This is a genomic window from Shouchella tritolerans, from assembly GCF_025770735.1.
Classification (GTDB): domain Bacteria; phylum Bacillota; class Bacilli; order Bacillales; family Bacillaceae_D; genus Shouchella; species Shouchella tritolerans.
The window spans coordinates 235,271-251,281 of record NZ_JAODPB010000003.1; the positions used below are offsets into that span (position 1 = coordinate 235,271).

Annotated in this window: 14 protein-coding genes; all 14 read left to right on the forward strand. The window is 46.8% G+C overall.

Annotated elements, in window-relative coordinates; all coding sequences use genetic code 11:
• The first annotated feature begins 8 nt into the window (after positions 1-8).
• The 14 genes from N6H06_RS11555 (at position 9) to melA (ending at position 15,947) form a co-directional block, all read left to right on the forward strand.
• Positions 9-890: a carbohydrate ABC transporter permease gene (locus N6H06_RS11555; RefSeq protein ID WP_082808346.1), complete on the forward strand. Its 882-nt coding sequence runs from the start codon at positions 9-11 to the stop codon at positions 888-890.
• On the forward strand, positions 887-1,729 hold the full coding sequence (locus tag N6H06_RS11560) for a carbohydrate ABC transporter permease (protein WP_263706669.1): 843 nt from the start codon (positions 887-889) through the stop codon (positions 1,727-1,729). The genes N6H06_RS11555 and N6H06_RS11560 overlap by 4 nt, the downstream gene beginning before the upstream one ends.
• A gap of 42 nt (positions 1,730-1,771) precedes the next feature.
• Positions 1,772-2,401, forward strand: coding sequence for a YesL family protein (locus N6H06_RS11565; protein WP_062748721.1), 630 nt, complete (start codon positions 1,772-1,774; stop codon positions 2,399-2,401).
• 207 nt (positions 2,402-2,608) lie between these two features.
• Positions 2,609-3,520 (forward strand): ArsR/SmtB family transcription factor, encoded by a 912-nt coding sequence (locus tag N6H06_RS11570; RefSeq protein WP_263706672.1) that lies wholly within the window; start codon positions 2,609-2,611, stop codon positions 3,518-3,520.
• A 51-nt stretch (positions 3,521-3,571) separates the two neighbouring features.
• The gene (locus N6H06_RS11575; protein ID WP_062748717.1) at positions 3,572-4,468 is read left to right on the forward strand and encodes a helix-turn-helix domain-containing protein; all 897 of its coding nucleotides are present in this window, start codon (positions 3,572-3,574) and stop codon (positions 4,466-4,468) included.
• A gap of 145 nt (positions 4,469-4,613) precedes the next feature.
• On the forward strand, positions 4,614-5,402 hold the full coding sequence (locus N6H06_RS11580; RefSeq protein WP_263706674.1) for an HAD-IIA family hydrolase: 789 nt from the start codon (positions 4,614-4,616) through the stop codon (positions 5,400-5,402).
• Positions 5,399-6,583 carry a sn-glycerol-1-phosphate dehydrogenase gene (locus N6H06_RS11585; protein ID WP_263706677.1) on the forward strand — a complete coding sequence of 395 codons (1,185 nt, stop codon included), beginning with the start codon at positions 5,399-5,401 and terminating at the stop codon, positions 6,581-6,583. The genes N6H06_RS11580 and N6H06_RS11585 overlap by 4 nt, the downstream gene beginning before the upstream one ends.
• Entirely contained in the window at positions 6,567-7,274 is a 708-nt protein-coding gene (locus N6H06_RS11590) for an L-ribulose-5-phosphate 4-epimerase (RefSeq protein ID WP_062748711.1), read from the forward strand. Before N6H06_RS11585 ends, N6H06_RS11590 begins: the two co-directional genes overlap by 17 nt.
• Positions 7,271-8,956: a ribulokinase gene (locus N6H06_RS11595; RefSeq protein WP_213029104.1), complete on the forward strand. Its 1,686-nt coding sequence runs from the start codon at positions 7,271-7,273 to the stop codon at positions 8,954-8,956. The genes N6H06_RS11590 and N6H06_RS11595 overlap by 4 nt, the downstream gene beginning before the upstream one ends.
• On the forward strand, positions 8,949-10,409 hold the full coding sequence (araA, locus tag N6H06_RS11600; protein WP_263706681.1) for an L-arabinose isomerase: 1,461 nt from the start codon (positions 8,949-8,951) through the stop codon (positions 10,407-10,409). The genes N6H06_RS11595 and araA overlap by 8 nt, the downstream gene beginning before the upstream one ends.
• 203 nt (positions 10,410-10,612) lie before the next feature.
• The gene (chvE, locus tag N6H06_RS11605) at positions 10,613-11,644 is read left to right on the forward strand and encodes a multiple monosaccharide ABC transporter substrate-binding protein (protein ID WP_238583346.1); all 1,032 of its coding nucleotides are present in this window, start codon (positions 10,613-10,615) and stop codon (positions 11,642-11,644) included.
• Positions 11,645-11,690: 46 nt separating this feature from the next.
• Positions 11,691-13,241, forward strand: a complete 1,551-nt coding sequence (gene mmsA / locus N6H06_RS11610; protein ID WP_263706682.1) for a multiple monosaccharide ABC transporter ATP-binding protein — start codon at positions 11,691-11,693, stop codon at positions 13,239-13,241.
• Positions 13,225-14,385 (forward strand): multiple monosaccharide ABC transporter permease, encoded by a 1,161-nt coding sequence (mmsB, locus tag N6H06_RS11615; protein ID WP_062748701.1) that lies wholly within the window; start codon positions 13,225-13,227, stop codon positions 14,383-14,385. The genes mmsA and mmsB overlap by 17 nt, the downstream gene beginning before the upstream one ends.
• Before the next feature lie 32 nt (positions 14,386-14,417).
• A complete protein-coding gene (gene melA, locus N6H06_RS11620) occupies positions 14,418-15,947 on the forward strand; it encodes an alpha-glucosidase/alpha-galactosidase (RefSeq protein WP_263706685.1) in 1,530 nt (509 codons plus the stop codon).
• Positions 15,948-16,011: the final 64 nt, after the last annotated feature.

Here is a 16,011-nt window from a genome sequence, read left to right on the forward strand (position 1 = left end):
GGAAAAACGTGAAAAAGTTGACATGGCGAGACGACTTGCGCCCTGTTCCATTTTTAATTGCTTTTTTTGTGGCATATGTGCTGTTTACGGTTTACCCCATTTTTAAAGGAATGCAAATGAGCCTTTTTAACTGGACGTTAATTGAACAGCAAGATTTTGTTGGGCTTGCCCATTACGCCAATGTACTGAAGGACCCTAATTTTTGGGAAGCATTTGGCAACACCACATTGTTTGTCGTCTTGTCTACGCCGACAATGGTTATTCTGGCATTGGTGCTTGCGCTAATGGCCAATTTAAATACGAAGCTGAAAACGTTTTTTAGGGGATCTTTCTTTCTCCCAAGCATTTTAAGTGTATCGGTCATTTCGTTTGTCGCCATTTTTATGCTGCAACCGTATACAGGGGTCGTCAACAACATTTTACAAGCGTTTGGACTAGATAAAGAGCCGTTTTGGTTGGCGACGCCATCACTCGCCTGGGTCAGCATTATTGCTGTAACTCTTTGGTGGACAGTCGGCTTTAATATGATTCTCTACTTGACGGCGTTGCAAGGTATCCCCGATGAACTCTATGAAGCAGCCGAAGTTGATGGAGCGACAAGGCAACAAATGTTTTGGCGTATCACATTGCCGCAACTATTGCCAATTTCAAGGTTAATTTTTCTCTTGCAAATCCTTGCTTCGTTCAAAGTGTTTGCGCAAATTTTGTTAATAACGAATGGCGGTCCAGGGACGTCAACACGTCCAATCATTTTGTACATTTACGAAATGGGCTTTGAACGCTATGACCTTGGCTATGCAGCGGCTATGTCGTATTTGCTGTTTATGGTGCTCCTCGTATTATCGGTCATTCAGCTCCGTTTAGGCGGTAAGGAGGGACGCCTTCTATGAGTCAAACGAGGCTTGAAAATAAGCGTGACCCGTTTCGTCCTGTAAAAGTGGCTGTCGCCTTTGTATCGGCGCTGTTGTTTTTGTTCCCGATTATTTGGATGTTCTTTGTTTCCCTAAAACCAGAAGGGACGGCGGCTTCATCGCCGTTAGATTGGTTTGCGCCTCCGTACACATTTGGCAACTATGTCGACATTATCCTCGGCAGCGATGTGTTTTTATGGATTTGGAACAGTTTTATTGTTGGTTTCATGACGACAGTACTGACGCTCCTGTTGACGTCGATGGCGGCATTTGCTTTCTCGAAAATGCGTTTTCGCTACCGTAAAGCGCTCTATTTGTTCTTTTTAGCCGGTTTAATGGTGCCAGGTGAAGCGATGATTATCCCGCTCTATGAAATTATTGGCTCAATGGGGCTGCTTGACACATATGCAGGGCTTATCTTGCCTGGGATTGCCGCTCCTTTAGGCGTTATCATATTAAAAAGCTTTTTTGATGGCGTGCCGAATGAACTCATTGAAAGCGCAAAACTTGATGGCTGCAATGATTTCCGTTTGTATTGGAACGTTGTTCTGCCTCTTGGCAAATCAGCGGTTGCTGCTGTCGGCATATTGACGTTTATAGGCTCATGGAACAATTTCTTATGGCCATTTCTAGCGATTATTTCCGAATCGCTCTATACATTGCCTGTCGGCATACCGATGTTTAACTCTAATTATTCAGAGACGTACATTTTGCCGATGACCGTCAACGCGATTGCCTCAATCCCCGTCATTATTGCTTTTCTCGTGTTTGAGAAACAAATTGTCAAAGGTGTCAGCTTTTCGGGCATTAAGGGATAATAGAGGTCGCCGCCATAAAAGTATAAAAAGGAGGATGGGCTAATGGATGAGAGCGGTCTTCGCGGCTATGCACTCCGTCTTTGTGATTGGCTAGTACGCTTAGCGGCTTTAAACGGCTTATGGCTTGTGTTCTCTTTGTTAGGGGGAGTGGTTGTCGGCTTCTTTCCCGCAATGTACGCGATGTATGCGGTTATGAAAAGATGGTGTTTAAAAGAAGGCGATGTTCCGCTAGTGAGGACATTTTATCAAGAATGGAAAGGCGCGTTTTGGCGGGCAAACATTGTTGGTTTTTTCGTTGCCCTTGTGGGCGCCATACTTGTAGTAGACTATTTAATCGTCTTCCACCTCGATTTTCCAGGAGCGGCAGCGGCTGCAGCTTTATTGATGCTCTGTTTGCTCGTGTATGGGTTAGGCGCCTTGTTTATTGGCCCGGCATTAGTCGTATTTGACGGGGCGCTCATCCCCTTTTTAAAGAATGTTGCCCTCTTAGCGATCGCTTCAATACGGTATGCAGCGTTCATGGCGGTCTTTCTTTGTCTAGCTGCCCTATTGTTCGTGTTGGTGCCTCCTGCTGGATTTTGCTTTGCCGGCAGCTTATTCGCTTGGATTACCACCCATTTTAGCCTAAAAGCATTCCAAAGGGCGAAGCAGTTGCCTCATCCAGCTCCATAATTTGTTCGTTTTTAATCAAGTTATAGGTCTATAAATGGCGAGTGGGGCGTCTTCACAGACTTGTAGGTAGAAAGCCAGTTCATTATACTGGTGAGAGAGTTGATTTCTCCTTGTGTTGTTCGGTTTGCTAGGGCTTTCACTGCTTAAAGGCCGTTTCTTAAATGGATGAAATCGGTTCGAGTATGAACGGAAAAAATAGGTGGCGCGATGGAACTAGATTTAGACTTAACAGAACAGTTTTTGCCGGTTTACGAAGCATTGGCAAGCCGGATTCGTTTAAATGTATTACAGTTGCTGGCAGAGCGGGCTATGAACATTAAGGAACTGGCTGAGTCGCAGCAAGTAAGCAGCGCGATTATGACAAAACATGTACAGAAATTAGAAAAGGCGGGGCTCATCGACACCGCGCATGTAAGGGGCAAGGCAGGCGTACAAAAAATGTGTTCCCTTCGAGTAACACACGCCCAGATCGCTTTTCCTAATAAGGAAACTGATCCGACTCGCGCTTTTCATGAGAACCATGTGTCTGTTGGCCATTTCACTGACTTTTATGTAGAACCTACATGTGGCTTGGCCACGCCAGAAACGATTGTTGGCGAATTTGATGAGCCTCGTTATTTTCTTGACCCAATGCGGGTGAACGCGAAAATCCTTTGGTTTTATAAAGGGTTTGTTGAGTACAAACTTTCGAATTTTATTCATGGGGGCGAAACGCCAAAGGAATTGGAAATTTCAATGGAATTATCGTCAGAAGCCCCTTTTACAAACGACAATTGGCCATCTGATGTTTCGTTTACGTTTAACGGAGTAAGCCTTGGCCATTGGCGCAGCCCCGGGGATTTTGGCGATCAAAAAGGGAAGTACACACCTGCTTGGTGGCCGCGGGGCATTAACCAATATGGCCTTCTTAAAGTCATTCGGATTACAGAGACTGGTACGTTTATTGACGGCAAGCAGCTATCAGACGTTAAACTGGCTGATGTCTCAATAAGGGAAAAAGTATGGACATTCCGGGTAGCTGTAGGTGAAGAAGGCGTCCATATTGGAGGAGTAACACTGTTTGGCTCTTCGTTTGGCAATTACGACCAGGATATAGTTTTTCGCTTGTATTACGAATGAGAACGAGTGTGTAGGGGAGCGTCCCCTACACAAGGCAAAGGAGAAATACGAATGAGTGTATTTGACCCTAAGTTGCAAAAGGAGCCGTATTACCCTGTCGTAAAGTTTTATTATTACAAAGAATGGCGCCAGTTTGAAATGAAATTTCATTCACATGAAGCAGCTGAATGCATGCATGTTCTTTCAGGCAGTTGCAAAGTTGAAACGGATGAAGGGAGCTACCAGTTAAAAAAAGGACAAATTATTTTCTTGGATGCCGGTACACGGCACCGCTTAATCGTAAGCGAACGTTGCCGGATGTTTAATATTGAGTTTTCCTTTGAGCAAGGTCGCACCGCATTTCCGCCTTTTTATAAACTATGCAAAGAGAACCAAGCATTAAGGAATATGGTCAACAAGCAGGCATCGCAATTGCTTTTGCACGACACCGACGATACGTACCAATGTTTACGAAGGTTAATTTTAGAAGTAGACAAAAAAAGCGAGCAAACCGATTTTATGGTTCAGCTGCTCTTAAGCGAATACTTAATTCGGGTAGCTGAATTGGCTGAAGCGAAAGTGGCCGAACCTGACCAGCAAGCTTACGTGAAACGGGCGCTTGCTTACATCCACCAAAATTATGACCGTGAAGTGAGCGTTGCCGATATTGCCAATTCCGTCCATTTGCACCCTGGGTATTTGCAACGTGTATTTAAAGCGTTCACTGGCAAGTCGATTCATGAATTCCTCATTTCCTATCGAATCAACAAGGCAAAAGCGATGCTTAAGCAGACGGATATTAGCATTACGGACATCCCCCATTATATCGGCATGAACTCCCAGCAATACTTCAGCACGACCTTTAAAAAACATGTAAAGTGCACACCAAGCGAGTACCGCAAAAGGCATCAATATAATGATAATTTAAGAAGAAAAAGTGAGGATATCATACAATCGACAGAAGCATAAGTGACTTTATTGGAAGCGCTTTAATTATAGGCTGGGTTAAGATTAAATCAATATTTGCCGACAACCACGGGTTTTTGAATGCTGAGGTAAGGGAGGCGAAGTAATAAAAATAGATAAAGGAAAAATGCGAAGGTGAGGATTTCATATGCTAGCAGATACGGAAGCAGTGCTCCTTGATTTAGATGGAACAGTTTTTCAGGGCGACCGCCTAATACGAGGCGCTAAAGAGACGATTGCTTCCCTGCAAGAAGCTGGCAAGCGAATTGCTTATTTAAGCAACCGCGGCAACGTATCGAGGAGGGAAGGGCTTGAGAAGCTGGAGCACCATGGGATTATAGCTGCCCCTGAATCATTGATACTCTCTTCAACCGTAACTGCCTCCTTTTTGAAGCAACATTATCCAAAGGCTGCCGTCTGGCCATTTGGGAATCGTGGTCTCGCCCAAGAATTAATGCATACCGGTGTTTTAATCGCACAGGCGCCAGAGGAGGCTGACTTTGTCGTTGTGACGCTTCACGATGAGATTACGTACGAAGAGTTGAATGCAGCTTTTAAAGCAACTTCTGCGGGCGCGCGAATCATCGCCACTAATGCCGATAAAACCTATCCAGACGAGGCGGGCCAAGCGATTGACGTTGCCGGATTTATCGGCGCTATTGAAGCGGCGACAGGGCGCAAAACCGAGCTTGTCATTGGCAAGCCCTCTTGCTTTATGGCGGAAGCGGCACTTACTTATGTGCAGGTGCCAGCAGAAAAATGCTTGATCGTCGGCGACAGTCTTGAATCAGATATCGGGCTTGGACGAATGCAAGGAATGAAAACCGCCCTTGTGCTGACAGGTAATGCCCGTAAAGAAGCAGTGGAGTTCCTTCCACCAAAGCGACAGCCGGATTACGTTTTAAATAGCATTGATGACTTAAGGGGGTACTTATGAATATCTCAGCGTTAAAAGCACGGATTCGCGCCTCAAAAGAGGACTTGTATCCTTTGCCACTTGAGCAAATTGTTGTAGCAGAAGGGGCCTTGGGCGAAGCCGCTGCTTTCATAGCCAAGCAAGCCGAATCAGGCGTTGTCCTTGTTGCCGATTCTCATACTTATAAAGCTGCAGGAAGCGCTTTGCATGAGCACCTTTGCCAAAAAGGCGTAAAGGCAGAATGGCATCTGTTGGAGCCAAACAACCATGGCGATATCATCGCCGATGAGGCGTCCCTTATTAGCGTCATGCTAAAGGTAGAGCAGTCGACGAGGTTGCTTGTGGCTGTCGGCGCGGGAACCATTCATGACATTGTCCGCTTTGTGAGCGGCAAAACGAACAAACCGTTTGTGTCGATACCGACCGCCCCTTCTGTTGATGGCTTCACCTCTCTCGGTGCGCCTATTGTCGTGCAAGGCTCGAAAAAAACATATCAACTTGTCGCGCCAATTGCTTTATTTGCCGACACGGTTGTTTTGCAACACGCACCTCCTGCTTTAATTGCTGCTGGGTTTGGCGATATGGTCGGCAAGTATACGTCATTATTTGATTGGAAAATTGGCTCTCTTCTAAAAAATGAGGCCTATTCAGAGTTGGTAGCAGATTTAACAGAGGGGGCTCTCTCTGCTTGTGTCGATAAAGTCGCTGACATTGGCAAGAGGACGACTGCCGGCGTGCAGGTACTGATGGAAGGTCTGCTTACATCTGGTTTAGCGATGGCCTTGTTTGGTTATTCCCATCCTGCTTCAGGCGCTGAGCACCATCTTTCCCATTATTGGGAAATGGAAGCGCTCAGACTAGGGAAAAAGCAACTGCTGCATGGGGCAAAAGTTGGCTTATCGACGCAAATCATCAATCGATTTTATAAGAACACCGTGCTACCAGAAATAGATCGGTTTCTGAGCGACGCCGAAGCGAAGCAAGTGATTGCTCTTGTTGAAGCATTGCCAGACCCTGACGATGTGAAGGCGCTGCTTGAACAGGCAGGGTGGAGTGAAGCCCTTGTGCCGATTGCTCCAGAGTTGGTTGAGGAAAGCTTACAGCACGCCCATTTGCTGAGGGACCGTTATACGCTATTACGTCTTTATCGGGAAGGCACAACAACTAAAAAAGAAGGTGAAGCTCATGTTGGACGTTCTTAAGCATCACGTATGGGAAGCAAATCAAAGTTTGCCGAAACACGGGCTTGTCACGTTTACGTGGGGAAATGCCAGTGGCATTGACCGTGAAAACAACCTTGTTGCCATTAAACCAAGCGGTTTGGCCTACGACGAAATGCGTGTAGAAGATATCGTTGTCGTTACCCTTGATGGCGAAATCGTTGAAGGGGAGCTCAACCCATCATCGGATCTTGATACACATCTCGTTCTGTATCGAACCTTTCCCCATATAGAAGGGATTGTCCATACCCATTCTCGATGGGCAACAAGTTGGGCGCAGGCGGGAATGTCCCTTCCTCCCTTTGGTACCACCCATGCCGACTATTTTTACGGTGAAGTGCCATGTACACGAAAAATGACGCCAGAAGAAATCAATGGCGCTTATGAAAAAGAGACGGGCAACGTGATTGCCGAGACATTCCGTTTTCAAGACCCACTTGAAACACCAGCTGTTCTCGTTCACGGCCATGCGCCGTTTACATGGGGGCGCTCGCCGAAAGAAGCGGTCTATCACGCGGTTGTGCTCGAAGAGGTGGCGCAAATGGCGGCTCATACGATCGGGCTTAACGCAAACGCCGAAAGCATTTCGCAACAGCTTCTTGATCGTCATTATTTGCGAAAGCACGGAGAACATGCCTATTACGGGCAGGAAAGGGGAGAGACAAAAGGATGAAGCGCTACACGATTGGAATTGATTATGGGACTGAATCGGGGAGGGCGGTCTTAGTTGATTTAGAAAATGGCGCCGAAGTGGCTGAACATGTAACGCCCTATGCACATGGCGTTATCGATCAGTGCTTGCCAGATGGCGGACGTTCGCTCGAGCCGGAGTGGGCATTGCAACATCCTGGTGACTATTTAGATGTACTGCGTTTGTCGGTGCCAAAAGTTGTAGAGATCGCAGAAATAAGCGCTTCTCAAGTGATTGGCATTGGCATTGACTTTACCGCATGCACAATGCTTCCGGTTGACGAGCATGGAGAACCTTTATGCTTTGACCCACAGCTCGCCGACAGGCCCCATAGTTGGGTGAAGTTGTGGAAGCACCATGCCGCCCAAGATGAAGCCGATGAAATCAACCGCATTGCCGAGGAACGAAAAGAGGCCTTTTTAGCTCGATACGGAGGCAAGTATTCGTCCGAGTGGATGGTGTCGAAAATTTGGCAAATTTTTAATGAAGACCGCGACATGTTTGAGAAAGCAGACGTTTTCTTAGAAGCAACCGATTGGGTCGTAGCGCAGCTCACTGGCACGATTGTACGCAACAGTTGTACAGCAGGGTATAAGGCGATGTGGCACAAACGCGACGGCTATCCAAACGAATCCTTTTTTACCGCCCTAGATCCAGGCCTTTCCCGGCTGACAACGACAAAACTCCGCGGTGATATTCTTGCCCCTGGCCAACGTGCTGGCGGGCTAACAGCAGAAATGGCGGAAACGCTTGGCCTTAAGCCTGGTACGGCTGTTGCGGTAGGGAATGTCGATGCCCATGTGGCTGTCCCAGCCGCAGGCGTGGTCACACCAGGGAAAATGGTTATGGTAATGGGCACATCGATTTGCCATCTTGTGTTGGCTAAAGAGGAGAGAGAAGTCGAAGGAATGTGCGGCGTAGTAGAAGACGGCATTGTGCCAGGATACTTTGGCTATGAGGCAGGGCAGTCTGCAGTTGGGGATATATTTGCATGGTTGATGAAACACGGCATTCCCGCTGACTTGAAACAAGAAGCGGAACAAGCAGGAAAACCGCTTCATTCGTTGCTAGAAGAAAAGGCGGCCGCTTACCGTCCTGGTGAAACCGGTTTGCTCGCTCTTGATTGGTGGAACGGAAACCGTTCAACGCTTGTCGATGCAAATTTGACAGGGCTTATTTTAGGATACACGCTGCAAACAAAGGCAGAAGAATTGTACCGGACATTGCTGGAGGCGACCGCATTTGGCACGAAAAAAATTGTTGACGCTTTCAGAGACAGCGGCGTCGAGGTGAACGTTCTTTATGCTTGCGGAGGACTGCCTCAAAAAAATGAGTTGCTCATGCAAATTTACGCCGATGTCACAAATCTTGAAATAAAAGTGGCTGCTTCAAAACAAACGCCTGCTCTTGGGGCTGCCATGTTTGCAAGTGTGGCTGCAGGCCATGAAGCTGGCGGGTATGAGACGATATTTGCTGCTGCTGAAAAAATGGCCCACACGAAAGCGCGCTCCTTTAAACCAAATCGTGAAAATGTCCCTTTATATCAGGCTCTATACGAGGAATATAGCAAACTCCATGACTACTTTGGCAGGGGCGAAAACGATGTAATGAAGACACTTAAACAGTTGCGCAGTAAAGCAAAAGGAGGAGCCGTGCATGCATAAACAAGGAAAATACCAATTTTGGTTTATAACCGGAAGCCAACCCCTCTATGGACAGGAGGCTCTTGATGAAGTAGCAGCTCATTCCAAAGTGATGGTGGAGCGCCTCAAGGAAAAGTTGCCAGAGGAGCTTGTTCTCAAGCCAGTGGCTTCCTCGCCTGAACGTATACTTGAGTTGTTTCGCGCAGCCAATGGCGACAACAACTGTGCTGGCATCATTACGTGGATGCATACATTTTCGCCAGCAAAGATGTGGATCGCTGGCCTAAACGAGTTAAACAAGCCAATGCTCCACTTCCATACTCAATATAACCGCGACATTCCGTGGGGCGACATTGACATGGACTTTATGAATTTGAACCAGTCTGCACATGGCGATCGTGAATTTGGCTTTATGGTATCGAGAATGAACATTGACCGGAAAGTCGTAGCAGGCCATTGGCAAGATGCCCGCGTTATGAAACGGATAGGCGACTGGATGAAAACGGTCAATGCCTATCAAGAGAGCAAGCAGTTAAAAGTCGCTCGTTTTGGAGACAACATGCGCGAAGTTGCTGTGACAGAAGGAGATAAAGTCGAAGCGCAAATCAAGCTTGGTTGGTCTGTGTCTGGCTTTGGGGTTGGCGATTTAGTTGAAATCATTGATCGCGTATCGACAGAAGATGTCAACGCCTTAATGGATGAATATAGGAGCCTTTATACGTTTCGTCCAGACGTAAACATTGCGGCCGTTGAAGAGCAAGCCCGAATCGAGATAGGGCTCGAGCGATTTTTGCAGCAAGGCGATTTCCGCGCTTTCTCGACTACGTTTGAAGACTTGCATGGCATGAAGCAACTGCCTGGCCTCGCCGTTCAACGTCTCATGGCAAAAGGGTACGGATTTGCTGGAGAAGGCGATTGGAAAACAGCTGCCTTATTGCGTGTGCTAAAAGTGCTGGCAGGCAACGTAGGGACATCGTTTATGGAAGATTATACAAATCATTTGGAACCTGGACAGGAAATGATTTTAGGCTCCCACATGCTCGAAGTCTGTCCGACGATCAGTGCCCAAAAACCAGAGATTGTAGTCGCCCCGCTGTCAATGGGGAATAGGGAGGACCCAGCGCGGCTTGTATTCAAAGGCAAAGCAGGCCGTGCATTGAATGCGGCCCTTATTGATATGGGCTCCCGCTTTCGCTTAGTCGCCAACGAGGTCGAAGCAGTTGAAAACCCGCATGACATGCCGAAGTTACCGGTAGCAAGTGTGCTGTGGAAGCCCCTTCCTTCTTTTTCAGAAGCGACAGAAGCATGGATTTATGCTGGCGGTGCCCATCATACCGTGTTTTCTTATGAGATTTCAAAAGAACAATTGACTGATTGGGCTGGCCTTATGGGGATTGAATGTATCGTCATCGATGATCATTCAAATGTTGGCCAGGTGAGAAAGGAACTTTTTTGGAACCGCCGCTCTTATTAAGCAAGCATCATAGAAAGGCAAGGGGCTGACAAAGGTACAGCTTCTTGCTTTTTCATCAGCGAAATAAAGCGTATGAAAAGCAAACCAAAGGCATATGCATTTTGAGAAACAAGCTCCATAACGTTGAAAGCGTTATCAAATTGCGTAGGAGGCACATCATGCGAAAAGCAATTGGACTTGGCACTGTAGCCAGTCTTCTTTTCATGACAGCTGGCTGCATCCAGCAAAGCTCTGGAGAGGAAGGCAGCAAAGGGACGATCGGGATCGCGATGCCGACCCAGTCGTCTGAACGTTGGATTGCGGATGGCAACCAAATGGTTGCCTATTTTGAGGAGTTAGGGTACAACACAGATTTGCAATATGCGGAAGATATTGTCGAAAACCAATTCTCGCAAATTGAAAATATGATCACTAGAGGAGTCGATGCCCTTGTCATTGCTTCCATTGACGGAGAAACGCTAACAAGTGTACTCGAAAGTGCCAATGCTGAAAACATCCCAGTGATTTCGTATGACCGCTTAATCATGAATTCTGAGTACGTCGATTACTATGCCACTTTTGATAATTATAAAGTCGGCGTGCTCCAAGGAGAGTACATTGTAGAAGCTTTAAATCTCGAAGAAGAAGAGGGGCCTTTTAACATTGAGTTATTCGCAGGTTCTCCAGATGACAACAATGCGACGTTCTTTTTTAAAGGGGCAATGTCTGTTCTTCAGCCTTACATCGATCAAGGCAAGCTAGTGGTTCCAAGTGGACAGACGGATTTCAACCAGATTGCCATTTTAGGCTGGGACGGCGCCAAAGCGCAAAGCAGGATGGACAATTTGCTCAGCTCTAATTATGGAGGGGGTGAAGAGCTCCATGCGGTTTTAGCGCCAGCTGACTTGTTAAGCATCGGCATCATCGCCTCTTTAAAAAATTCAGGCTACACCGTTGATAATATGCCGATTGTAACGGGACAAGATGCAGATCTTCCAGCAGTCAATGCTGTCATCAAAGGGGAACAGGCAATGACCGTCTTTAAAGATACGCGGCTGCTTGCCAAAAAGGCGGTAGAGATGACGGAAGCAGTGCTACAAGGGGAAGAACCGGAAGTCAATGACACAAACACGTACGACAATAATGCGAAAGTCGTTCCTGCATTCTTGGAAGAGCCCGTCGTTGTGGACCAAGACAACTACGAGGAAGTGCTGATTGACAGCGGCTACTATGAGGCATCCCAGCTTGATCAATAACAGCGGCTAGCTAATAGCCGCCTGCTCTAAAAAAGAGGTGAAGCAAATGGCCGATATTTTGCTGGAAATGAAAAACATTACCAAAGCATTTTCCGGTGTAAAGGCATTAAGCAATGTCAATTTAAAAGTAAAACGAGGCGAAATCCATGCACTTTGCGGGGAAAATGGCGCAGGAAAGTCGACGTTAATGAAAGTGCTAAGCGGTGTTTACGGATACGGTACGTACGAAGGGGACATCTTGTTTGAAGGCGAAGTCTGCCGTTTTAAAGACTTGAAACAAAGCGAAGAGAAACGGATTGTCATCATTCATCAAGAACTTGCCCTAATCCCAGAGCTTAGCATCGCCGAGAATATCTTTTTAGGAAATGAACAAAAACAACGCGGCATCATCGATTGGGCCGAGACCGCAACGAAAGCGGAAGCGCTCCTTAAAAAAGTGAAATTGGCAGAATCACACCAGACGCTGATTAAACACATCGGTGTCGGCAAACAACAACTGGTGGAAATCGCCAAAGCGCTCGCTAAAAACGTAAAGTTGCTCATATTAGATGAACCGACGGCTTCACTAAACGAGAGCGACAGCGAAAACTTGCTCAAACTATTAGCGGAATTAAAAGAACAAGGCGTGACGTCCATTATCATTTCCCATAAGTTGAATGAAATTAAGGCAATCGCCGATTCGGTTACCATCTTGCGGGATGGCAAAACAATTGAAACGCTTGATTTGCATACGGAAGATGTGAGCGAAGACCGCATCATTCGAGGGATGGTCGGCAGAGATTTAACAAACCGCTATCCAGAAGGGCAAAGTGAGATCGGCGATATCGTGTTTTCGATCGAAAATTGGAATGTGTTTCATCCAGTGCAAAGGGATCGGCAAATCATCCATGATGTCAGTTTGCACGTAAGAAAAGGCGAGATTGTTGGCATTGCTGGCTTAATGGGTGCCGGGCGCACAGAACTGGCGATGAGCTTATTCGGCAAATCGTATGGCACAAACATAACGGGCACGATCAAGAAAGATGGCAAAGCCATCTCGATCCCTTCTGTACGCGCAGCAATCGATCACGGCCTCGCCTACGCAACCGAAGACCGAAAATCCTATGGGCTCGTGTTGATGAATGATATAAAAGAAAACATCTCACTGGCCAACTTACCTGCCGTCTCCAAAAATCAAATCATCGATCAAATGGAAGAGGCTCAGGTAGCAGAATCGTTTATGAGGAAACTGCAAATTAAAGCGCATTCCATCTTGCAAGAAACAGGTAAGCTCAGTGGCGGCAACCAGCAAAAAGTCGTGTTAAGCAAATGGATTTTAGCCGACCCGGATGTATTAATTTTAGACGAACCGACACGTGGAATTGACGTCGGCGCAAAGTATGAGATTTATACGCTCATTCGCGAGCTTGCTGCCAAAGGAAAAGCAATTCTACTGATTTCTTCTGAACTGCCAGAACTACTTGGCATGGCCGACCGTGTTTATACAATGAACAAAGGGCGCATCACAGGAGAACTTGAAAAGAAAGACCTTTCCCAAGAGCGTTTGATGAGGCGAATGACAATGGAAATGGAGGATCACCATGAAAGCATTTCTTAATATTGTCCAAAACAACGTGCGCCAATATAGCATGACTTGTGCGTTGCTGTTTATTATGCTCTTATTCCAGCTGTTAACGGATGGCATTTTGCTGCAGCCGTTAAATATTACAAATATCATTTTACAAAACAGCTATATTTTAATTTTGGCAATTGGAATGGTCATGATTATCATCACAGGCCATATTGATTTATCCGTTGGCTCCGTTGCTGCTTTTATCGGTGCGCTGTCAGCGATTTTAATGATTGAGTTAAATGTCCATCCAGTGTTAGCTGTTCTCATCTGCCTCATTGCCGGCGCTCTCGTTGGTGCTTGGCAAGGATTTTGGGTTGCATATGTGCAAATTCCTGCCTTTATTGTGACATTAGCAGGCATGCTCATTTTTAGAGGAATTACGTTAATCATGCTTGAAGGGCAGTCAATTGCTTCCTATCCCCCTTCTTTTCAACAACTAAGCTCAGGGTTTTTGCCTGATTTGTTTAACGGCGATTCGATACATCTTTTTTCGATGTTCCTTGGAGTCGTGCTTACGACTGTTTTAATAGTAATGCAAATAAAGGGAAGGAAGAAGCAACTTCATCATGATTTGCCTGTTGCAAGTCCTGCTTGGTTTACCGTTAAATTAGTGGCTATCGCAGCGGTTATTCTGGTGTTTACCTATGTATTAGCCAGTTACCGCGGCATTCCAAACATTCTAATCTTGCTTGTCGCTTTGATTGCCTTTTATGCCTTCGTCACGAAAAAAACGGTGTTTGGCCGTCACATCTACGCCGTTGGAGGGAATGAAAAAGCTGCAGCATTGTCTGGGATTAAGACCAAGCGCGTGACGTTTGCTGTGTTTGTCAATATGGGCATACTTGCAGCGCTGTCAGGCCTCATTTTTGCCGCTAGGCTAAATGCTGCCACCCCGCGGGCAGGGAATTTATTCGAACTCGATGCGATAGCGGCTGCCTTTATAGGCGGTGCTTCTGCCTATGGCGGCGTGGGGACGATCATTGGCGCTGTCGTCGGCGGCCTCGTCATGGGTGTGATGAATAACGGCATGTCGATACTCGGACTTGGCATCGATTGGCAGCAGGCTATTAAAGGACTTGTACTATTGGCTGCTGTCGCATTCGACGTCGTCAATAAGCGCCGTGGATAACGCGGTCATCTACTAAAGAAAGGATGAAACAAATGCCATTTAAAATTGCCTTTATTGGCGCAGGCAGCATCGGCTTTACCCGTATGTTATTGCGGGATTTGCTGTCTGTTCCTGCTTTTTCGACAATCGAAGTCGCTTTCACAGACATCAATCAGGAAAATCTGCAAATGGTGACACAGTTATGCCAACGTGATATCAATGAAAACGGCCTTCCTATTCAAATCCACGCCACCCTTGACCGTAGAGAAGCGTTAACGGGGGCGCGTTACATTTTTAACGTTGCCCGCGTTGGTGGACTTGAAGCATTTGAGCAAGACATCGATATTCCGCTCCGTTACGGCATCGACCAATGTGTCGGCGATACCCTTTCAGCAGGGGGGATTATGTACGGCCAACGAGGGATCCACGAAATGCTCGCCATTTGCGAAGACATCCGTGACGTTGCCGAACAAGACTGCCTCCTATTAAATTACGCCAATCCAATGGCGATGCTCACATGGGCGTCCAACCACTACGGCGGTGTCAACACGGTCGGGCTATGCCATGGTGTTCAAGGTGGTCATCGTCAAATTGCTGACGTGTTTGGGCTTCAGCCAGAAGAAGTTGACATTGTCTGCGCCGGTATCAATCACCAAACATGGTACATTCAAATCAAACATGACGGCAAAGATTTAACGGGCATGTTGCTCGAAGCGTTTGAAAACCATCCTGAATACAGCAAAACAGAAAAAGTGCGCATCGATATGCTCAAGCGTTTTGGCTATTACAGCACAGAATCCAACGGCCATTTAAGCGAATATGTACCTTGGTACCGAAAACGGCAAGAGGAAATTGGCGATTGGATTGACCTCGGCACGTGGATTAACGGCGAAACCGGCGGCTATTTGCGCGTTTGCAAAGAAGGGCGCAACTGGTTTAAAGAAGACTTTCCTAATTGGATAAACGAGCCGGCTTTCGTTTTTGCAGAAAGCGAGCGCGGCCAAGAACATGGTTCTTATATTGTTGAAGCGTTAGAAACAGGGCGTATCTACAGAGGGCATTTTAATGTGGTCAACCAAAACGTAATCTCCAACTTGCCCTCTGATTGCATTATTGAAGCCCCTGGCTACGTCGATAGAAACGGCATCAATATGCCCGTCATAGGCGACTTGCCCATTGGCTGCGCCGCCGTTTGCAACGTAAGCATTAACGTCCAACGCCTTGCGGTAGAAGCAGCCGTAACTGGAGATGACCAGCTCTTGCGGCAAGCGTTTATGATGGACCCGCTCACCGGGGCCGTATGCACCCCTCCTGAAATTTGGCAGCTTGTCGACGATATGCTCATTGCCCAAGAAAAATGGCTGCCCCAATATAAAACAAGCATTGCCGAAGCCAAACAAAGGCAACAAACGCAGCAGCGGCTAGCGACAAAGGACACGAGCGGAGCAGCCCGCCTGAAAACGAAGACTGTTGCCGAAATGAAAGAAAATCGAGCGGAAGCAATGAAAAACGCCAGTCAAGCAGACAAAGCAATGAAGCGTCCAGCTGCAGAGCAAAGGGTTTTTCACTCTGCAAACGAATAAAAAAGGAGGAGCTCCATGAGGGGGCTCCTTTTTGTATAAAACGAGAGGATATAAGACTGTGTTT